The sequence below is a fragment of the Clostridium sp. YIM B02500 genome (assembly GCF_022324665.1).
GTDB lineage: Bacteria > Bacillota > Clostridia > Clostridiales > Clostridiaceae > Clostridium > Clostridium beijerinckii.
In genome coordinates this window covers 1-20,438 of the sequence record NZ_JAKGTE010000018.1, presented here as the reverse complement: position 1 = coordinate 20,438, position 20,438 = coordinate 1, and the positions used below count along the sequence as shown (strand labels likewise).

At 30.7% G+C, this 20,438-nt stretch carries 20 protein-coding genes; 18 read left to right on the top strand and 2 right to left on the bottom strand.

Annotated features, from left to right (window positions below; all coding sequences use genetic code 11):
- Positions 1-145: 145 nt before the first annotated feature.
- The 5 genes from L1S46_RS15340 to L1S46_RS15320 all read left to right on the top strand — a co-directional run bounded on the left by L1S46_RS15340 (position 146) and on the right by L1S46_RS15320 (position 6,112).
- Complete coding sequence (locus L1S46_RS15340) at positions 146-1,864, top strand: ABC transporter ATP-binding protein (protein WP_238900404.1); 1,719 nt, start codon at positions 146-148, stop codon at positions 1,862-1,864.
- 6 nt (positions 1,865-1,870) lie between these two features.
- Entirely contained in the window at positions 1,871-3,721 is a 1,851-nt protein-coding gene (locus L1S46_RS15335; RefSeq protein ID WP_023976483.1) for an ABC transporter ATP-binding protein, read from the top strand.
- A 22-nt stretch (positions 3,722-3,743) separates the two neighbouring features.
- Complete coding sequence (locus tag L1S46_RS15330) at positions 3,744-4,442, top strand: MBL fold metallo-hydrolase (RefSeq protein ID WP_238900360.1); 699 nt, start codon at positions 3,744-3,746, stop codon at positions 4,440-4,442.
- Between the two features lie 168 nt (positions 4,443-4,610).
- Positions 4,611-5,354 (top strand): hypothetical protein, encoded by a 744-nt coding sequence (locus tag L1S46_RS15325; protein ID WP_238900359.1) that lies wholly within the window; start codon positions 4,611-4,613, stop codon positions 5,352-5,354.
- Positions 5,355-5,551: 197 nt separating this feature from the next.
- Positions 5,552-6,112: an rRNA adenine N-6-methyltransferase family protein gene (locus L1S46_RS15320; RefSeq protein WP_238859377.1), complete on the top strand. Its 561-nt coding sequence runs from the start codon at positions 5,552-5,554 to the stop codon at positions 6,110-6,112.
- A gap of 169 nt (positions 6,113-6,281) precedes the next feature.
- Here L1S46_RS15320 and L1S46_RS15315 read toward each other — a convergent pair whose 3' ends face one another.
- Positions 6,282-7,004 carry a hypothetical protein gene (locus L1S46_RS15315; RefSeq protein ID WP_238859379.1) on the bottom strand — a complete coding sequence of 241 codons (723 nt, stop codon included), beginning with the start codon at positions 7,002-7,004 and terminating at the stop codon, positions 6,282-6,284.
- A 226-nt stretch (positions 7,005-7,230) separates the two neighbouring features.
- Here L1S46_RS15315 and L1S46_RS15310 point away from each other — a divergent pair, with 226 nt between their 5' ends.
- Positions 7,231-9,018 carry a GGDEF domain-containing protein gene (locus L1S46_RS15310; protein ID WP_023976478.1) on the top strand — a complete coding sequence of 596 codons (1,788 nt, stop codon included), beginning with the start codon at positions 7,231-7,233 and terminating at the stop codon, positions 9,016-9,018.
- 89 nt (positions 9,019-9,107) lie between these two features.
- On the opposite strand, the gene L1S46_RS15305 is transcribed toward L1S46_RS15310, so the two are convergent.
- The gene (locus tag L1S46_RS15305; RefSeq protein WP_236897251.1) at positions 9,108-10,439 is read right to left on the bottom strand and encodes a DUF346 domain-containing protein; all 1,332 of its coding nucleotides are present in this window, start codon (positions 10,437-10,439) and stop codon (positions 9,108-9,110) included.
- 377 nt (positions 10,440-10,816) lie between these two features.
- Between L1S46_RS15305 and L1S46_RS15300 the strand changes: the two genes are divergently transcribed.
- From L1S46_RS15300 to L1S46_RS15245, 12 genes are all read left to right on the top strand, one after another.
- Entirely contained in the window at positions 10,817-11,248 is a 432-nt protein-coding gene (locus tag L1S46_RS15300) for a MarR family winged helix-turn-helix transcriptional regulator (protein ID WP_023976476.1), read from the top strand.
- Positions 11,249-11,528: 280 nt separating this feature from the next.
- A complete protein-coding gene (locus tag L1S46_RS15295) occupies positions 11,529-13,262 on the top strand; it encodes an ABC transporter ATP-binding protein (protein ID WP_077829147.1) in 1,734 nt (577 codons plus the stop codon).
- Positions 13,255-15,186 carry an ABC transporter ATP-binding protein gene (locus L1S46_RS15290; RefSeq protein ID WP_343217263.1) on the top strand — a complete coding sequence of 644 codons (1,932 nt, stop codon included), beginning with the start codon at positions 13,255-13,257 and terminating at the stop codon, positions 15,184-15,186. Before L1S46_RS15295 ends, L1S46_RS15290 begins: the two co-directional genes overlap by 8 nt.
- 234 nt (positions 15,187-15,420) lie before the next feature.
- Positions 15,421-16,473 carry a galactose ABC transporter substrate-binding protein gene (locus tag L1S46_RS15285; protein WP_238900358.1) on the top strand — a complete coding sequence of 351 codons (1,053 nt, stop codon included), beginning with the start codon at positions 15,421-15,423 and terminating at the stop codon, positions 16,471-16,473.
- 83 nt (positions 16,474-16,556) lie between these two features.
- Positions 16,557-16,781 carry a hypothetical protein gene (locus tag L1S46_RS15280; protein WP_065416141.1) on the top strand — a complete coding sequence of 75 codons (225 nt, stop codon included), beginning with the start codon at positions 16,557-16,559 and terminating at the stop codon, positions 16,779-16,781.
- A complete protein-coding gene (locus L1S46_RS15275) occupies positions 16,762-17,142 on the top strand; it encodes a DUF2085 domain-containing protein (protein WP_343073062.1) in 381 nt (126 codons plus the stop codon). The genes L1S46_RS15280 and L1S46_RS15275 overlap by 20 nt, the downstream gene beginning before the upstream one ends.
- Before the next feature lie 51 nt (positions 17,143-17,193).
- Entirely contained in the window at positions 17,194-17,517 is a 324-nt protein-coding gene (locus L1S46_RS15270; protein ID WP_238900357.1) for a substrate-binding domain-containing protein, read from the top strand.
- Positions 17,518-17,525: 8 nt separating this feature from the next.
- On the top strand, positions 17,526-17,756 hold the full coding sequence (locus L1S46_RS15265) for a hypothetical protein (protein WP_238900356.1): 231 nt from the start codon (positions 17,526-17,528) through the stop codon (positions 17,754-17,756).
- A gap of 337 nt (positions 17,757-18,093) precedes the next feature.
- Positions 18,094-18,555 carry a PIN domain-containing protein gene (locus L1S46_RS15260; protein WP_236897265.1) on the top strand — a complete coding sequence of 154 codons (462 nt, stop codon included), beginning with the start codon at positions 18,094-18,096 and terminating at the stop codon, positions 18,553-18,555.
- A gap of 1 nt (position 18,556) precedes the next feature.
- Positions 18,557-18,880, top strand: coding sequence for a thioredoxin family protein (locus L1S46_RS15255; RefSeq protein WP_173710087.1), 324 nt, complete (start codon positions 18,557-18,559; stop codon positions 18,878-18,880).
- A gap of 310 nt (positions 18,881-19,190) precedes the next feature.
- Complete coding sequence (locus L1S46_RS15250) at positions 19,191-19,628, top strand: GTP pyrophosphokinase (protein ID WP_238859393.1); 438 nt, start codon at positions 19,191-19,193, stop codon at positions 19,626-19,628.
- Positions 19,629-19,821: 193 nt separating this feature from the next.
- Complete coding sequence (locus tag L1S46_RS15245) at positions 19,822-20,292, top strand: GNAT family N-acetyltransferase (protein WP_238859395.1); 471 nt, start codon at positions 19,822-19,824, stop codon at positions 20,290-20,292.
- The last annotated feature ends 146 nt before the right edge of the window (positions 20,293-20,438 follow it).

Here is a 20,438-nt window from a genome sequence, read left to right as displayed (position 1 = left end):
CTTTAAGTAATAATTGATAGGAAATATTATAGCTGTTAGGTAACGCATACAAGCAGCTGGAAATATTTATTGTATTCTGCATGCAAAAATGATGTATAATATGGTATGGGAATTAGCATTTAAACAAAGGAAAGGAATAAAGGATATGAACTTATACAGTAAATATTTTAATAAGTATAAAATTCCATTTGGGATAGCTGTTTTTTGTGTTGCATCTGAAGCAATTTGTGATTTGCTTGGTCCAACACTTATGTCTAACATAATTAATACGGGAATTGAGCAAGGATCACTTTCTAAAGTTTATTACTGGGGAATGCTTATGCTTATAGTAACTGCAATTGGAGCTGCTTTCGCAGTTACAAGAAATATTTTAGCAAGTAAGGTATCTCAAAGAATGGGAGCAGATCTTAGGTATGACTTATTTGAAAAGATTGTTTATTTTTCAGAATTAAGCACAGATAAGATTGAAAGTGGATCTCTAATTACACGTATGACAAATGATACGGCACAGGTTATATTGTTCGTTAATGGAATTATGAGAATTTTTTTAAAGGCTCCGATTACATGCATAGGTAGTATTGTGCTTGCAACACTGCTTAATTTTAGGTTGAGCCTTATTATATATGGTGTTGTTGCGATTGTGTCGATACTTATTGTTATTAGTATGAAGCTAAGTTATCCACGTTTTTATGAATTACAAAAGGCTATGGATAAAGTAAATTCAGTTGTTCAGGAATATCTTATAGGTGTACGCTTAGTCAAGGCCTTTGGAACATATAATAAGGAAAGTAGTAAGTTTGAAAATGAAAATACAAACTTAATGGAAAAAGGAATATCATCTCAAAGTGTTATTACATTTGTGTCACCACTTATAACTCTTACTGTTGGAATTGGAACAATAATTGTAATTTCAGCAGGTAGCAGTCTCTTTTCAGCAAATCTTGCAAATCCAGGAGATATATCAGCGTTTATAATTTATATGGCACAAATTCTTACCTCATTAATCATGATAACAAATATATTCAATACATTTGTAAGAACCAAGGCGTCTACTGCTCGTATTAAAGAAATAGTTGATTGTGATGGAGATTTTTCTCATGATGGCGAAATGAAAGAATTAAATGGTAATATTGAATTTAGAGATGTTACATTTGCATATCCAAATGGTAGTGGCATACCTGCTTTAAATAATCTATCATTTTCTATTAGAAGTGGACAAAGTTTAGCTATAATTGGTCCAACAGGCAGCGGAAAATCTACTATTGCATGGCTTCTTTTGCGATTTTACGATGTGAACAAGGGAAAAATTTTAATTGACGGCTACGATGTTAAAGAATTAAATGTTGATTCTGTACGAAATAGTATCGCTATAGTGCCGCAAAAACCAATGCTTTTTTCTGGTTCTGTTGCTGAAAATATTAGATGGGGTAAAAGGGAAGCAAGTAATGTGATGGTTCATGAGGCTTCTGAAAAGGCACAAGCAGGTTTTATAAATAATATGAAAGATGGATATGAAAGTATGTTAGGGAGCGCTGGAGTTAATCTTTCGGGTGGTCAAAAGCAACGTATTTCTATAGCTCGTGGAATACTTAGGGATTCGTCTGTAATTATATTAGATGATGCAACAAGTGCATTAGATTCAGTAACAGAAGCAAAGGTTAGAGAAAACTTAGGTTCAAAAACAAGTAATCAAACTGTGATTACAATCACTCAACGTTGTGGAACAGCGATGTTTGCAGACAGAATTTTGGTTATGGATAATGGATCTAAGGTTGGATATGGAACTCATGATGAATTAATGCAAAGCTGTGAAGTATATAGAGATATTTATAAAACGCAAATAGAGAGCAGCAAGGAGGTATAGGATATTATGACACAACAATTTTCTAAAACTGAAGTAAAAGTACCTTCTATTAGTGGGAGACGTGTGGGTGGAGGCGGAAATCGCTTTGCACCTACACAAAAAGCTAAAAATGCTAGAGGCACATTAGTGCGTATTATTAAAATATACATGCGTTTTGCTAAGACGATCTTTCTAGCTATGATTTTTACAGCTTTTTCATCAGCAATTTCTGTTGGGATTCCTTATTTTGTAGGAAAGACTTTTGATACATTTAGAATAGCAACAAGAACTGTAGATAAATCGACTCTTATATTATTTTTAACTATAATTGCAGTTTTGTATGGAGTTAATTGTCTTATTTCATGGATAAATGGTGTTATTATGCTTAAAGTTTCACAAAAACTTGTTTTTGTAATACGTGCAGAGTTTTTTGAAAAGATGCAGAGGCTTCCTTTGAAATTTTATGATACACGTTCCCATGGAGATACAATGAGTAGAATCACAAATGATGTAGACAATATTAGCTCTACAATTGCACAAACAACTACACAGTTAATATCAAGTATTTTAACTTTAGTTGGATCTTTTATGGTTATGATAGTGTTAAATGTTCCCCTTACACTAGTTGTTTTATTATGTATACCTCTAGTTATACTTTTAACACGTGTAATTGCAACGCATAGCCGAAAATATTTCCTAGCTCAGCAAAGAAATTTAGGCTCACTTAATGGCGTAATTGAGGAAAATATATTAGGACTAAAGATGGTAAAGGCTTTTAATAAACAGGAGGATGTCCTAAAGCAATTTGAAGAGATAAACGAAAATCTATATGAAAGCAGTAATAAAGCGCAAATATGGTCTGGGTATATGATGCCTCTTATGAATGTTATTAATAACTTTATTTTTGCAGTTGTTGCAATTGTTGGTGGTATGCTATCCGTAGGGTATGGGGTAGCTGTTGGAACTGTAGTTAGTTTTTTAAGCTATTCAAAACAATTTTCACAGCCATTAAATTCTGTAGCAGGTATGTTTAATACAATTCAATCAGCACTTGCTGGGGCAGAACGTGTTTTTGAGATTTTAGATAATGAAGAAGAAAGTGAAGATTTTAAAGATGCAATTGAGATAAAGCAACCAAATGGTGATGTAACCTTTGAAAATGTATATTTTTCATATGATAAGTCTATACCTATATTAAAGAATGTGAGTTTTAAAGTTAAAGCAGGAGAAACAGTTGCGCTAGTAGGAGAGACTGGAGCAGGAAAAACTACTATTGTGAATCTTCTTACTCGATTTTATGATGCAGACAGTGGAAATATATTCATTGATGATGAGCCTATTACGAATATAAAAAGAAATAGTCTTAGGAAATGCTTCTCTGTTGTGCTTCAAGATACTTGTCTTTTCACTGGAACGATTATGGATAATATTCGTTATTCTAAAAAAGATGCAACAGATGAACAGGTTGTAAATGCTGCTAAAATAGCTCATGCTCATGAATTTATTGATAAACTTCCTAAAGGTTATCAAACATTGGTTTCTGGAGCTACAGATAACTTAAGTCAAGGGCAGCGCCAATTAATGTCTATTGCTAGAGCAGTTCTGTGTGATAGCCCGATTTTAATTTTGGACGAAGCAACTAGCAGTGTAGATACAAAGACCGAAAAAGATATTCAACATGCATTATTAAGATTAATGAAAAACCGTACTAGCTTTTTAATAGCACACAGATTATCGACTATTAGAGATGCAGATCGCATTATGGTAATTGGTGGTGGAAAAATATTAGAAAGTGGAAACCACAAAAGTCTTATGAATGAAAAAGGTGAGTATTACAAAATGGTTATTAGTCAAATGGGAAAATTAATTGAGGAGTAAATTTTAATTAGGAGGAAGAAAAATGAAAATTGCAGAAGGATTAGATATACTTGAATTAGGGAACGAAGAAAGAAGAATGAATGCTACACTAATTTGGGATGATAAAAATGTTATTTTAATAGATGCAGGATTACCTGGACAAATAGAAAATATTCGCGAAGAAGTGGAAAAAGCAGGTGTATCATTTGACAGAATTAATAAAATAATTATTACTCATCACGATTTAGATCATATGGGCAGCTTATCAAGTATTGTTAAAAATTCTAAAAGTGAAATAGAAGTGTTAGCACATAGTGGAGAAAGACCTTATATTGAGGGAGATAAAATCGGTATAAAAATTACTCCTGAGCGTTTGAGTTCAATGCCAGATTCTATGAAAGAAACCATAAAGCAACTTAAAACAAAAGTTAATAGGATTGTTAAAGATGAAGAGGAACTTTCTTATTGTGGAGGAATAGAGGTGATTTATACCCCAGGACATACTCCGGGACATATTTGTCTCTATCTAAGAAAGTATAAGGCATTGGTAACTGGAGACGCAATGAATGTTGTAAATAATGAATTAATTGGTCCTAATCCAGAATATACATTTGATATGAAGCAAGCAATGGAATCTCTTAAGAAGCTCACAAAATATGATATAGAAACAGTCATCTGTTATCATGGTGGAGTATTTACAAAAAGCTCAAATGAGAGGATTGCAAAATTAGCTAATAGTTAAGAAGAATATAAAGATAGTAGCTTTATTATGAAGCTTCTATCTTTTTTATATTCTATTAAAAAAATTTCCATTAAATTTATAATTATTAGTGAAGGATATATTAATAATATTTTTTAATTTGCAGATAATATAAAGTAGTAAAATAAATGTAGAAGTTAGAGGCTGATTATGAAAAAAACATTATATGATTATAGAGATAAAATTAAAAAATTGCCAGTAAAAGAGAAATACAATAAGAATGAACTATTGATAAAAGATTTTTTAATTGATAAGAAAGAAGATCTTGAAATATATTATTCGCCTCATAATGAATACATAAATTTAGACGCAAGGGTATTTATTGTTGGCATAACTCCAGGATTTCAGCAAATGAGTACGGCCATTGCTACTGCAAGAAGAGAGTTAGAGAACTCTGATAATATTAAAGAAATTCAGTATAAATGTAAGAAAGCAGGAAGGTTTAGCGGTAGTCTTAGAAAAAACTTAATTGATATGTTAGATAAAATAGAGCTTAATAAGAGTCTAAAAATAGATAATTGCAGCCAATTGTTTGAAGAAAAAGATCATTTATTGCACACATTTTCATTAATACCTTATGCAGTCTTTGTAAAAGGAAAAAACTATTCAGGTCACACTCCAAAACTTATTAAGAATGAATTTTTGATGAAATATATTTATGAAAATTTTATTTATGAATTAAAAGCATTAAATAATTTAGATAAAATTCTTATAGTACCATTAGGCAGGTCAGTAGAGGAAGTATTATACAAGCTATGTGAAAATAAAATTATAAACGAAAAGCAAATATTAAGAGGCTTTCCACATCCATCTGGGGCTAATGTAAATAGATTAGTTCAACTAGAGGAAAATAAGGAGAAGATGATTAATACAGTAAGAAATAATTTTAATTAAAAAGAACAAAAATCAATGTTAAAGCACATTATATATAAAATAAAGTCTAAAAGAGGGTTAAAGTGTATACCTTCTTTCTTTATATTTAAAACAAAATTTAAAGATTCTTAAGATTTTACTAAATAGATTTTAATATTTAAGATTTATACTAATTCTATGATTTAACTAAAAGAGAAGAATTCAAGGAGGCTTTCAATATGAAGCTAGTAAAATTTTTAATTGAATATTTTAAATCACCTAGAACTATAGGGGCTGTAGCACCTAGTTCAGAGAAACTTGCAGAGAAAATGGTAGGAGACATAGATTTTAAAAATTCTGAGGTTATAATTGAGTACGGGCCAGGGACTGGGGTTTTTACGGACAAGCTTGTAAAAAGAAAAAAGAGAGAGACATTATTAATGTTATTTGAATATAATGAAGAATTTTGCAGACAATTAGAAGAGAAATATAAAGGAGAAGATGATATTATAATAATAAATGATTCTGCTGAAAATGTAGACAAACATTTAGCAAAATATAATCTTAGCAGAGTAGATTATGTTGTATCGGGGCTGCCTTTTGCTAGTCTTCCTAAAGATGTTTCAAATAAAATTTTAAGACAAACTAGAAATATATTAAAAAGAAATGGATTATTTATAACATTTCAATATACTCTTTTGAAAAAAGAATTTATTACTGGATATTTTAAAAAGATAAATATAGAAAGAGTTATCTTTAACTTACCACCAGCCTATGTTTTGAAATGTATAAATTCTTAAGAGAAAGAGGAGATTTACTTTGTATATTCAAGAAGAAATGAAATATCATACAATAATCTCATTTAATTATATAAATATGAAAGAAGACTAGCAAATAAACGCTAGTCTTCTTATTGCTGAAATTTAGAATAAAAACATAATAAAATTTAAAGATAGATTACTGAAAAGCTTAGTCTACACTGATGGAATTAAGAACTCTGAATCTATCATTGCATAAATCTATTCTAACCTTATTGTTTTCAAAAACATTTTTAGAAATCTCTTTTGATATTGCTTTCATAGGTTCTACATAGCTTGTATCACTTTTATAGTCACCTTCTACAACGAGAGATAAAATATAGAGTGTATCTTGTTTATCAATCTTAACGTCCACTTTTGAACTAGGAGTGAAGTATCCTTCTGAATTTAAATAATCTCCAAGTTTTTTCGCTTGGGACTCTGTTATCTTATTAGTATAAAATAAGTGATTTTCGCCATAATCAAGAGCATTTTTTGGTACGTAAATTGAGTATAGAATTGAAGCAGCAGACAAAGAAAAAATCAAAAGCCCTATGATTATAGGAAATAAATACGAAGCACTTTGCCCTCCATTTTGAATATGTTCATTATACAGCTTTAACTGTGTGAACATAAGAATTATTCCTAAAGCTATATTAATACTGAAAAATATGATAGAAGTATTAATTGATAATATAGGCAGCAGTGCAATAAGTGCTATAAACACTAAGATACTCGTTAAAAGAAATATCCACTTCTTTTTTTGACTTCCAGATCGTCCATAATTCAAAGCAGACATGATCCCAGCTGGTAGAAATGAGAAAAATACGGAAAATATAATAAATGATTTCGGATTCCACAGTTTTGTCGTAGGTAATTTATTAACCTTTGTCATGAAGATGCCTCCTTAGAATTGTCTTTACAATAATTATATCATAGTTTATGGAAGCAAAATATGTTAATTCCAATTTATGTAATAAATTTGGTTTTGACTAGATAAACGTTTTTACATTAACTTAACAAAAATTATAAATACTTTTAATAAGATTATGTTATATTTCAACTATATTTACAAGAGCTACTATAATAGCTAATAAGCAGAAATATGGGGAGATTATAATATGTTAAATTCATTAGTTGATAATTTAAAATATAATGAGGCAGAGGAGTTGGAAAATATATTAAATAGTAAAAATATAACTACAGTTTATCAACCCATTGTTTCACTTTTAGATGGGGAAATCATAGGGTATGAGGCGTTAAGCAGAGGGCCGATAGACTCACCATTGCAAAATCCAGATAAGTTATTTAACGCTGCTCAGGTTTATAATAAAACATGGGAGTTAGAACAATTATGTAGAATAAAAGCTATTAAAAGAGCTACAAATATTGAAAAAAATAAATATCTTTTTATAAATGTAGATCCCCATATTTTTAAAGATGAAAAATTTAAGAAGGGTTTTACTAAAGAATTTCTTGCAGAACATAACATGTCACCTGATTGTATAATATTTGAGATTACGGAAAAGACGTGTATAGAAGATTACAAAGGATTTAAACAGGCTCTTAGCAATTATGTAGATCAAGGATATAAAATTGCGATTGATGATACTGGTTCAGGATATTCTGGGCTTAAGATGCTTAATGAAACAAAGCCACATTATGTAAAAATTGACATGGATCTAATTAGAAATATAAATGAAGATTCGTTTAAACAATCATTAGTAGAATGCTTTGTTAAGCTATCGGAAGCAACAAATATGAAGCTTATTGCTGAGGGAATAGAAACAGAAGAAGAATTGAGAACATTAGTAAACTTAGGCGTCTATGCAGGACAAGGTTTCTTACTAAGTCGTCCAGCAGGAACTTTTCTAGATATACCTAATCAGATTAGAGATTTAATTGTAAGGTGTAATAAATTCAAGGATAATGTGTATTATAACTATCAGTCAAGCTGTATAGGCGAAATTGTTAGACATGATAGTCCATTTGGGCCTAAAACTTATTGTGGTGATATTAAAGAATATTTTGATTCTAACGATATTACTGGAGCCTGTATAGTAAATAATGATGTACCATTAGGTCTTATTATGAAACATACGTTAGACTCAGCGCTTGCTACAAAATATGGTGTTGCAATTTTTACAAAACGTCCTGTTTCTTTAGTTATGGATACAAATCCTTTAGTTGTAGATTACAACACACCAGTAACAGAAGTTTCAAGGCTAGCAATGTCTAGGAAAACACAAAATATATATGATTATATTATCGTAACTAACAATAATAAATACTGTGGAATGGTTACAATAAGATCTTTGTTAAATTATACTACAATGCTAGAATGTAACTACGCGAGACAACTTAATCCCCTTACTGAGCTACCAGGTAATACCGCTATACAAAATAATATAATGAATATAATTAAAACAAAACGCAAATGTTGTATTCTTTATCTAGATCTAGATAATTTTAAAGTTTATAATGATACGTACGGATTTGAAAATGGAGATAGGATTCTTAAATATACATCTCAATTAATACAATCTGAAATAAAATCACTTTTCCCTTATAATGGATTCATTGGACATATAGGAGGAGATGATTTTGTAAGTATTTTAGAAAATCCAATTGAAGAATGTGAAGAAGTGTGTGAAAAAATTATAAAGAAGTTTAATGATGGGATTTTGAATTTTTTTAATGAAAAAGATAGAAGTAATAGATATATCACGGCGACAGACAGATATGGAAAAAATGGTATATTTCCACTTACTTCTCTTTCAATTGCAGGAATTTATGGTGAGCTCAATGATTACTCGAATTCAGAAGAAGTAGGGGTAGCTGTAGCAGCAATAAAAAAAGAAGTTAAATGTATTCTTGGGAGTTGCTATTTAATAAAACCGGTTAATTGAAATCGGATTATTACCTTTATTGGTAATTCATAGAAAATAAAAAATGCTTAGTATATAAAGACTAAGCATTTTTTATTATTTTATACGAACTAATCTTTCCAAATATGCAATAGAGAATCTTTTGAACTTTTTGCAAATACATCGGTTCTATTAGAGCTCCAAGAAACAGCTGCAGGATCTAAAGTGAAGGAACCACCGATTGTTTGCCAATCGCTCCAGCGCGAACCGTTCCATGTTTTCGTGATTAATTGGTTACTTTGATTTCGTGCAAATACCTCTAGCCTATTAGAAGCTCGAGAAGATACAGCAGGGGCAGATGCTAAATTTCCACCAAGATCTTCAAAGTCATTCCAACGAGAACCATCCCACCATTTATGATATAGACGATTACCTTGTCCACGAACAAATACATCAATTCTATTATTTCCCCAAGAAACAGCTGCAGGGCCAGAAGTTAGAACGCCACCAAGGTTTTCAAAGTCGCTCCAGCGAGAGCCGTCCCACCATTTGTGATAAAGAGCATTATCTGTTCCACGGACAAATGTATCTATTCTATTTGCGGCCCAGGAAGAAGCAGCAGGTGCAGATGTTAAGACTCCACCAAGATTTTCAAAATCACTCCAACGAGAGCCATCCCACCACTTATGGTACATTGCGTTATTTGAACCTTTACCAAATACATCGATCCTATTATTTCCCCAAGAAACAGCTGCAGGAGAAGAAGTTAGAAGACCACCAAGGTTTTCGAAATCACTCCAGCGAGAGCCGTCCCACCATTTGTGGTAGAGAGCATTATCGGATCCAGTTACAAATACATCAAGCCTGTTTGCAGACCAAGAAGAAACTCCAGGAGAATATTTTAAAACTCCGCCAAGATCTTCCCATTTACTCCAACCACTACTAGGCGATGGAGTAGGATTTGGACCAGGAGCTGGTGAAGGTTTAATGTTTCTAAGAGTAAATTCAATTATAGATCTAAAAGTGAGATTAATAACGTTGTTAGGAACACCTAGAGAACGAAGAGAAAGAAAAATTGAATTATTTCTTCTTCTAAAGTCATTAAAAATTCTATTTACACTTTGATTTATATTTCCCGGATATGTTTGAGCATTATCTAAAGTGAAAGCAATAGCGGTTCTAAAATAGTTATCGCCAACTCCTTGGAGTAGTGAGAAAAGCTGAGGCATTTGATTACGCATTAATCTTAATATTCTATTAACTTCTTGGTCAGAAGCTCTATAAGAGTCTGAGTGAATTTCTTTAGTCAATAAGTTTGAATCTTGAAATTCATAAGAATCTTCGTATCTATCAAATCTTGATATTTCATCATTATCGCTGAAATTTTTCATTTGTTCATCAAAAAATGGACAAGTGTTTTTCTGCATACAATACGGGCAGTAAAAAAAATCATCGTTATACATTGAGAATCTCCTTGTATTTTTGCTATGGCAGTAAAGCCTGTCTCATTCATTTTATGATTACGGTTTAGGTATGTTACAGAGATAGTAAATTTAATATACATATGTTGAAATTGAGTTTCTATATTCAAAAAAATAATAGATCTTAAGCAAGAGTATAAATACAGTAATGAAAGGCTTCAAGTTGTTATTGGAGATTTTGATTCATCAAATGAAAATAGAAAATACTATATAAAGAATTGACAATAAATACAAAGAAACTAGTTCTAAGAGTTGAAAAATATTATTTTTAAAATAAAACTATATTACCTTGACAAATTTAAAAAGTGAAACTAAAATAATATATGTTAGAAATCTAACAAACTGATGGGAGTATAAGTATGGATAAAGAGGTACACATTGGGAAAAAATTGAGTATGTTATCTAGGAGATTGCATAGAAGAATAGATAAGGAAGCTTCACAATATGGTGTGACTGGAGTTCAAGCTAGGATTCTTGGCTTCATATATCATAAATCAGATAAAAAAGACATTTTTCAGAAAGATATAGAAGAGGAACTTGATATTAGACGTTCCTCAGTGACAAGCGTACTTCAATTGATGGAGAAGAATGGGCATATTAAGAGAATAAGTGTATCAGAAGATGCACGTCTGAAAAAAATAGTATTGACAGAAAAAGGAATGGGGATTCAAAGAAATGTATATGAGTTTATCCTTAGAGTTGAAAAATCATTAAGAGATGAGTTAAATGAGGATGAATTCAATATATTAGTTTCTTTAATTGATAGATTAGCTAAGAAAATTGCAGATTAAAGCACATTCAAAAAATAACAAGTACATTTGCCAGCCTATTTTCCACCATAAAGGAAGCTCGACTCGCATACGCTCACTGAGTAAGCGAGTCACACAAAATCATAGATTTTGGTTCTCTGCTCATTGGCAAATTCAACTAATAGGCCAGCTATGAGGGCAATTTGCCTCCTTGCCTGATGAAAAATATCCATGGCAACTTTGGACTTGTTATTTATTTTCATGTGCTATGCAATTTTTTTTGAGCTATTAGTTAGAAACCTAACAAAGAAGGAGGAAAATTATGATAAAAAAATTAGCAGGTTTTGTAGCAGAATTTAAAAGAGATAGTATTCTAACTCCTCTATATGTAGCATTAGAAGTAGTTATGGAAACAATTATTCCACTTTTAATGGCATGGATTATTGACAATGGAGTAGGAAAAGGTGATGTGAAATATGTAAGTATTGTTGGTGGAGCAATGATAATAACATCATTTTTATCTCTTACTTTTGGAGTCTTGGGTGGTGTACATGCATCTAAAGCTTCATCAGGATTTGCTAGGAACTTGAGAAAGGGAATGTATTATAATATACAAAACTTTTCTTTCTCAAATATAGATAAATATTCTACAGCTGGACTTGTAACAAGATTGACTACAGATGTAACAAATGTTCAAAATGCATTCCAAATGATAATAAGAATGGCTGTAAGGGCTCCATTTATGCTTATATCCGCTACAACAATGTGTTTTTATATTAATGCAAAATTATCTATGATATTTATAGGTGCTATAGTTTTTCTTGGAGTTATATTATATTTCATTATGACTACAGTGCACCCATATTTTGTTGAAGTTTTTAAAAAGTATGATGATTTGAATGCCAGTGTACAAGAAAATTTAACTGGAATTAGAGCAGTGAAGGCTTATGTAAGAGAAGATCATGAAACAAGCAAGTTTTATAAAGCTTCTAAAACTTTATACAAATATTTTATAAGAGCTGAAAAACTAATCATAGTTAATGCTCCAGCAATGCAATTTACAGTTTATACATGTATTTTGCTTTTATCTTGGCTTGGTGCAAAAATGATTGTTTCAAATACTATGTCAACTGGAGAATTGATGAGTTTATTTACTTATACTCTTAATATATTAATGAGTTTAATGTTCCTTTCGATGGTATTTGTAATGGTAATTATGTCTAAATCATCAGCTGAAAGAATTACAGAAGTTTTAAATGAAAAAAGTGATTTGGCAAATGATGAAAATCCAGTTTATGAAGTAAAAGATGGATCTATAACTTTTAATAATGTTGGCTTTTCCTATAACAAAAATAAGGACAACCTTGTTTTAGAAAATATCAATTTGAAAATTAATTCTGGTGAGACTATTGGAATTATAGGAGGAACAGGAAGTTCAAAAACTACTCTTGTTCAGCTTATTCCAAGATTGTATGATGCTACAAATGGTAGTGTTGAGGTCGGAGGAGTTGATGTTCGAAAATATGATATAGAAACACTTAGAGATGAGGTTTCTATGGTATTACAAAAGAATGTTTTATTTTCTGGAACAATAAAAGAGAATTTAAGATGGGGAAATAAAGATGCCTCTGATGAAGAGTTAATAGATGCATGTAAGCAAGCACAGGCAGATGAATTTGTAGAAAGTCTTCCCAATAAGTATGACACTTTTATAGAACAAGGCGGAACAAATGTATCTGGAGGACAAAAGCAAAGATTATGTATTGCAAGGGCACTACTTAAAAAGCCTAAAATATTAATTTTAGATGATTCAACAAGTGCTGTAGACACTAAAACTGATGCTTTAATAAGGAAAGCATTTAAGGAAACAATACCAAATACTACAAAGATAATTATTGCTCAGCGTATTTCTTCAGTTCAAGATGCAGATAAAATTGTTGTATTAAATGATGGGAAAATAGATGGATTTGGAACTCATGAAGAATTACTAAAATCAAATGAAATATATAGTGAAGTTTACGAATCTCAAATGAAAGGGGCGAGCGACAATGAGTAAAGATAGTGGTAGCAATAGAACTCCTAGAATGATGGGACGTGGCGGACGTGCTCCTGTAAAAGCCGATAAAAATTCCTTGAAGATACTAAAAAGATTATTAGTGTATATACTTAAGGAATATAAGTTTTTATTTTTCATGGTACTAGTAACTATTATTATAAGTTCCCTTGCCAATGTTATTGGAACGTTATTTTTAAGAAACTTAATTGATGATTATATAACACCACTCTTAAATAAACCAGAATCAGATTTTGGCTCGCTTCTTAAAATGATAATTACCATGGCAGTAATTTATTATGTTGGGGTTATATCAACTTATATATATAGTCGTATAATGATTGTAATCTCTCAAGGATCACTAAAAAGAATAAGAGATGATATGTTTGCTCATATGGAGAATTTACCAATAAAGTTCTTCGATACACATGCTCATGGGGATTTAATGAGTTTATATACAAATGATACAGATGCTTTAAGGCAAATGATAAGCCAAGGAATACCACAATTATTATCAGCTATCATAACTGTTGTCAGTATATTTGCTTCAATGATATATTTAAGTATTCCTTTAACAGGCGTTGAAATTATAATTATATTATTGATGTTTAGAGTTACTAAAATTATTGGTGCAAAGAGTGGAAAATATTTTGGTCTGCAACAAAAAGATATAGGTGCAGTAAATGGATATATAGAAGAGATGATGGAGGGACAAAAGGTTGTAAAAGTCTTTTGCCATGAAGAAGAAGCAAAAGCTAACTTTGATAGATTAAATGACATGCTCTTTAATAGTGCAAATAATGCAAATAAATATGCTAATGTCTTAATGCCTATTATGGGTAACATTGGATATATAAATTATGTAGCTGTCGCTATCCTTGGATCAGTTCTAGCTATTGGTGCATTTGGTGGATTTACACTTGGTGGACTTGCAGCATTTTTGCAATTAACAAGAAACTTTAGTCAAACAATTAATCAAATGGCTCAACAATTCAATTTTGTTATTATGGCACTTGCGGGGGCAGAACGTATATTCAAGCTTCTTGATGAAAAGAAAGAAACAGATGAAGGTTATGTTACTTTGGTAAATGCTAAGGAAAATGAAAATGGGGAATTAGAGGAGTGCAAAGAGCGTACTGGAATTTGGGCATGGAAACATCCTCATGAAGATGGAACTATTACGTATACAAAGCTTCTCGGTGAAGTAGTATTTGATGATGTGGACTTTGGATATAATGATGAAAAGATAATATTGCATAATATAAAGCTCTATGCTAAACAAGGACAAAAAATAGCCTTTGTAGGTGCTACAGGAGCAGGTAAAACCACTATTACTAATTTAATAAACCGCTTCTATGATATTCAAGATGGAAAGATAAGATATGATGGCATTAATATAAATAAGATTAAAAAGGATGACTTAAGAAGATCTCTTGGAATAGTGCTTCAAGATGCACATCTTTTCACTGGAACGGTAGCAGATAATATTAGATATGGTAAATTAGATGCTACAGATGAAGAAGTAGTTGCAGCAGCAAAACTTGCAAATGCAGATACATTTATAAGACATCTTCCAAATGGTTATGATACAGTTCTTACAGGAGATGGAGGAAGTCTTTCACAAGGTCAAAGGCAGCTACTAACAATTGCTAGAGCAGCAATAGCTGATCCACCAGTTTTGATTTTGGATGAAGCAACTTCAAGCATCGATACGAGAACAGAAAGAATTGTTCAAGAAGGAATGGATAAGCTTATGAAAGGAAGAACAGTTTTTGTAATTGCTCATAGACTTTCAACAATTAAAAACTCTGATGTAATTATGGTATTAGACCAAGGTAGAATTATTGAAAGAGGAAATCACGATGATCTAATAAAGGAAAAAGGTAAGTATTATCAATTATATACTGGAGCTTTTGAATTATCATAAAGCTGAAATTTAATGACCACAAAATTGTGGTCATTAAATTTTTCATTCTTTAGGAAATTATAATTCAGTAAAATCCATGAAGAATTTTTTTGAACACATTAATTAGCTTGGTTTAGTATTTTAGGAGAATAAAAAATAAATAATATTCACTTGCATATAATTGCTCTTATATGCAGAATAAAACTCTTATTAAAAGACAATCTATGATTATAACCAATATAGGAGGGTCTTGAAATGAGTGTATTTAAAAAGATAGTTATATTTACTACAATTTCATTTGTAATAATAATTATGCTAGTAGGTAGTATTTCTAAAAGTTTAGCAATAAATTTAAATGGGGCTTCAATAATTCCAGTAAAAGTAGCTATGTTTCAATCTAGAGAAGATGATCAATATAACATTGAGGTTAGAAAGAACTTAGAGGAGATTCAGAAAGAAAATAAGGGCAAGGTTGAGTTCACTTTTTTTGATGGAAAAGGAAATCAGGTTATACAAAACGAAAGTATTTACGAAGCTATTAATGATCATTTTGATTTGTTTGTAATAAATCTGGTTGATACAAAGGTAGATACTATAAGTGATGTAATTAATAAAATTGAAAAAAATAATATACCATTAATTTTAGATGGAACACCTAATAAAGATATATTAAATTTTATTACCCCTTACAAGAGTATTGTTTTTCTTGGAACTGATACAGAGCAATCTGGAGTTCTAGAAGGTAAGATAATTGTTGATTCATGGAATGCCAATAAGGGAGCTATAGATAAAAATAAAGATAATATACTTCAATATATTATGCTTCAGGGAAAAATAGATCATCCTGGTACTATTGATAGAACGAAGTATTCTATTTCAACAATTAACGATGCGGGAATAAAAACCCAGGAACTTGCAGCACAAAGTTGTAATTGGGATGAAGAATGTGCTAGAGCGAGCATTGACTCATTATTTTTAAGATATGGCAATAATGTTGAAGCAATTATCGCAAATAATGATGCTATGGCCATAGGCGCTGTTAAAGCGCTTCAGAAATATGGGTATAATAAAGGTGATAAAAATAAAAATGTTTTGGTAGTCGGAATTGACGCTATTCCAGAAGCTATGGAATTAGTAGATAAAGGATTTATGACAGGGACAGTTATTCAAGATGCAAGTGCAGAAGCTCAAGCAATATATTCTGTAGGCATGAACTTAGTTAAGGGAAAAGATCCTCTCGAAGGTACAAAATACAAATTTGATGAGAATAGAATTTTACGTATGCCTTACCGTGAATATGTAAAATGAATTAGAATTTGGAGAATTATTGCAATGTAATATTTCTCAGTAGTATAATTATGGTAGTTTTATTGTTATGGGGGATACAGAGAATGAATAATGTAAATGTTGGATGTCCTAGATGTGGGAGTTTAAATGTCAAAGTAGTAAGTGATATTACGGAAACTACGAAAGGCTTTGGTGCAGGAAAAGGCTGCTTAGGATATATATGTTTAGGTCCTATTGGATTGCTATGTGGAATGCTCGGCATGGGAAAAACTAAAACTAAGACAAATACGTATAGGGTGTGTGCAGATTGTGGGGCAAGATTTAAATAATGTAACGGATAAGAAAACAAAGTTCTGGATACTTCTTATGAAGGCTGGTGCACTTAGTGGTTGTCATCAAATGTATGAAAGGAGTTTCAGTTTTAGGGGATTTCAATTTCCAGTGTGTGCAAGGTGTACTGGAATTTATTTGGGGTATATAATTGCAGTGATTTTGTTTGTAGTCAAAGCAAAGATTAGTTTAAAGATCTGTGGAGTATTGATTTTAATTATGATTTGTGATGGTTTACTACAATTATTTAAAATTAAGAAATCAACTAATATTAGAAGGCTAATTACAGGAGTTTCATTTGGAATCGGATTAGCCTTCTTATTAATGTATGCAATTAAAACATTATGTGAGAAAGTATAAATACATAAAAGTTATTTAATTAAAAATTGCAGAGTAGCTTCAGATGAAAAGGTGGAAGAGCAATATCAAGCTGAATATATTGCAGATTATTTTAAAAATAAAAATAATATTAAAGTGGTTTTATTAAAAGGTGAGAAGAACCATGCAGCTACTAAAGAGCGTACGAAGGCAGTAAAAGAAACTTTCAAGGAAAAAGGAATAGATGCTGATTATGTTTTTGAGGATAATGCAGATTGGAGCAGGGCAAAAGCTAAGGAGCTGTTTAATATATTCCTGTCTACAGGTAGAAAATTTGACTGTGTAATTGCCAATAATGATGAAATGGCACTTGGAGTGATGGATTTATTTAAAGAAAATAAATCGATACTTCATTAATTCCAATTGTGGGAATTGATGCTACATCAGATGGATGCAAGGCTATTGTAGATGGAGGTTTACAATTTACTGTTTATCAGTCTGCGAAAGACCAAAGTAAAAATGCTGTTCAGGCAGCTATTCAACTAGGATCAAATGGTAAGTTATCTAATATGGAAAATTTTGCGCAGGACGGTAAGCATATATGGGTTCCATTTGAAAAAGTAACAAAGGATAACGTGAAAAATTATATATACTGATTGAAATTTAATAAATAAAGTCGTGCATGTAGCAATATAAATGCACGACTTTATTTATTATTGGGGGCTATATCACTAATAGGTTTGCCACTTGAAAATTACTATTTTGCAAGAGTCACATGTAAGTAGGTGAGGAGAATACAATAAAAATAAAACAATAAAAATTATGTCTAAAGCCCTTCATATGTCTGAGAGAAAAACTTATATAATTAAAAGAATGAATTTATGATAGATGAGAAAACTAAGATTATAATAATTAATAAAAAAATAATACGGAGTATAATAAATATATAAATAGATTAAGGATAATAATATAGCAATTGCGGGAGGGATAATTATGAACAAGTATTTATTGGATACTAATGTTGTAATAGGGCTCTGGAAACAGTATCCTTCGATTATTAATAAACTCATAGAAGATGAGAAAATAATAATTTTAAAAGAAGTGAGTGAAGAGCTTGTTGTCAAGGAAAGGAAAGAATACAAAGGTCAACAAGTACTATCAGAAAGATTCTGTAAATTGCTATTTTCAATTATAGAAATAAATAAGAATAATCTCGAAGAATTTTCATCAAAATTAAATATAAAGTATTCTAAAAGTGGTAATATATATTTAAATAGTATAAATAAATTATCACAGAATGATTTGTTACTTTTATATGCGTGTCATTCAGATGATAGTCTTATATTAGTGACAGAAGATAAATATTTATATAATGCTGCAAATCAAATATTAGGTGAGGATAAAGTTATGACATTAAATATGATGATAGAAGAGCAATATAGTGAGGTAAATTAAGTTGGACAATTTGAATAATGATAAGGAACTATTAGATTTAATAAAAGACAAAAGAATGAGCGCGATATATTTTACAGGAGGAGCTTGTGGGGCGTGTGAAGTCATTAAAACTAAGATTGAAGATATTTTAAAAAAATTTCCTGAAATTAAGAGTGGAGAAGTAAATGCAGAAAAGCATTTAGATTTAGCAGCAAAATATAATGTATTTTCTGTACCAATATTTCTACTTTATATAGAAGGCAAGGAAAGCATAAGAGTAGGAAGAAATTTAGATTTACTAGAATTAGAAGCAAGTGTAAAGAGATATTATGAAATGATATTCTAATTTAAAGGCGAATATAACTTTCTATATATTATTACAGTATAAAAAACTGCTTTGGATATTAATTTTATAGCAGTTTTTTTACGGTTAATGTAGAATAAAATCTATTTCAGATATTGTTTCTGATGCTTTTAGAGGTTATGTCCTTAAAAGGTACAATGTCCATAAGATGCCTTTGGTGTTTATACCGAAGAAGTTGAATGTTATGTCCCCAAAAGGTACAGTATCCATAGAGTTGACTCGATTATAAGTTCACAAAGAATATTTTAAATTTACTGAAAATATAATTTGACTAGTAAAAGGAGATGAAGATATGTTGGAAAAAGCTATATGTATAGCAGCAAAAGCTCATGAAGGTCAGGTGGATAAAGGCGGTAAACCATATATTCTTCATCCTCTAAGATTAATGATTTCAAAGAGAAGCCAAGAAGAAATGATATGTGCAGTGCTTCATGATGTAATAGAAGATACTGATATTACAATAGATTATTTAAAAAATGAAGGCTTTTCAGAAGAAATATTATCTGCACTGGATGCTTTAACAAGACGGCATAATGAAACATACGATGAGTTTATAGAAAGAATAATTACTAATAGGTTAGCATGCGAGATAAAGCTAGTTGATTTAAAAGACAATATGAATCTATCAAGAATCGAAAATCCTTCCCAAAAGGACTATGAAAGAATAAAAAAATATAATAAAGCAGCAGATAAAATACTCAATGCATTAGAATTTTATAGAGGGGAGTAATATAGAGGGGATGAAGAACAGTTTTTCTTTTGATATGGAAAATATTATAGATAACATGAAAGTTTCAGGAGCATTTTTATTTTAATTGTTATATTAAATGGAACATTCTTAATTAATATTGATAAATAAGTAATTTTATTGTATCCTATTATATAAAAATTAAACTAGTACGTTAGTAGTGGGGGAAAGCTTTATGATAATAAGAGAAATACAGGAAAAAGATAATGAACAAGTAGAATCATTAATAAGAACTTGTTTGATAGAATTTGGGGCTAATAAACCTGGCTGTGCTTGGTCTGATCCCAACTTAGGATGTTTTTACCAAGTCTATAGCGGTGAAAAATCTAAATATTGGGTAGTTGAAGAAAACGGGAAGATAGTAGCAGGATGTGGGATAGGGCCATTGTTAGGAACTGAAGATGTATGTGAATTACAAAAAATGTATTCTTTAAAAGAAGCAAGAGGCTCAGGTATTGCAAAGAAATTGCTGGATCTTTCATTAGAATTTGCGAGAGAACATTATAAAAAATGTTATTTAGAAACTTTTGATAATATGGAGGCGGCTAAGAGATTTTACGAAAAGAATGGATTTCTTAGATTAGAAAAACCTTTAGTTGAAACTGAACATTATGCTTGTGATGTGTGGTACATAAAGGAATTATAAATTTTATTGAAGTTTAAGATATATAAATAGTATAAGATAATAAACTAATACAATATGCAATGTTTTAAATGTATGAGTCTGTCAAGACTTTCGTGTAAACTTCAAAAAGTAATATGTTTATTTTATAAGGTTGGAGGTAGAATAAA

What these genes read in the sequence shown, in the direction of transcription:
- L1S46_RS15310 (WP_023976478.1), top strand. Translation starts at nt 7,231, where the DNA reads ATGTTAAATTCATTAGTTGATAATTTAAAATATAATGAGGCAGAGGAG.
- L1S46_RS15320 (WP_238859377.1), top strand. Translation starts at nt 5,552, where the DNA reads ATGAAGCTAGTAAAATTTTTAATTGAATATTTTAAATCACCTAGAACT.
- L1S46_RS15325 (WP_238900359.1), top strand. Translation starts at nt 4,611, where the DNA reads ATGAAAAAAACATTATATGATTATAGAGATAAAATTAAAAAATTGCCA.
- L1S46_RS15250 (WP_238859393.1), top strand. Translation starts at nt 19,191, where the DNA reads ATGTTGGAAAAAGCTATATGTATAGCAGCAAAAGCTCATGAAGGTCAG.
- L1S46_RS15245 (WP_238859395.1), top strand. Translation starts at nt 19,822, where the DNA reads ATGATAATAAGAGAAATACAGGAAAAAGATAATGAACAAGTAGAATCA.
- L1S46_RS15305 (WP_236897251.1), bottom strand. Translation starts at nt 10,439, where the DNA reads ATGTATAACGATGATTTTTTTTACTGCCCGTATTGTATGCAGAAAAAC.
- L1S46_RS15285 (WP_238900358.1), top strand. Translation starts at nt 15,421, where the DNA reads ATGAGTGTATTTAAAAAGATAGTTATATTTACTACAATTTCATTTGTA.
- L1S46_RS15330 (WP_238900360.1), top strand. Translation starts at nt 3,744, where the DNA reads ATGAAAATTGCAGAAGGATTAGATATACTTGAATTAGGGAACGAAGAA.
- L1S46_RS15280 (WP_065416141.1), top strand. Translation starts at nt 16,557, where the DNA reads ATGAATAATGTAAATGTTGGATGTCCTAGATGTGGGAGTTTAAATGTC.
- L1S46_RS15260 (WP_236897265.1), top strand. Translation starts at nt 18,094, where the DNA reads ATGAACAAGTATTTATTGGATACTAATGTTGTAATAGGGCTCTGGAAA.
- L1S46_RS15335 (WP_023976483.1), top strand. Translation starts at nt 1,871, where the DNA reads ATGACACAACAATTTTCTAAAACTGAAGTAAAAGTACCTTCTATTAGT.
- L1S46_RS15290 (WP_343217263.1), top strand. Translation starts at nt 13,255, where the DNA reads ATGAGTAAAGATAGTGGTAGCAATAGAACTCCTAGAATGATGGGACGT.
- L1S46_RS15300 (WP_023976476.1), top strand. Translation starts at nt 10,817, where the DNA reads ATGGATAAAGAGGTACACATTGGGAAAAAATTGAGTATGTTATCTAGG.
- L1S46_RS15295 (WP_077829147.1), top strand. Translation starts at nt 11,529, where the DNA reads ATGATAAAAAAATTAGCAGGTTTTGTAGCAGAATTTAAAAGAGATAGT.
- L1S46_RS15340 (WP_238900404.1), top strand. Translation starts at nt 146, where the DNA reads ATGAACTTATACAGTAAATATTTTAATAAGTATAAAATTCCATTTGGG.
- L1S46_RS15315 (WP_238859379.1), bottom strand. Translation starts at nt 7,004, where the DNA reads ATGACAAAGGTTAATAAATTACCTACGACAAAACTGTGGAATCCGAAA.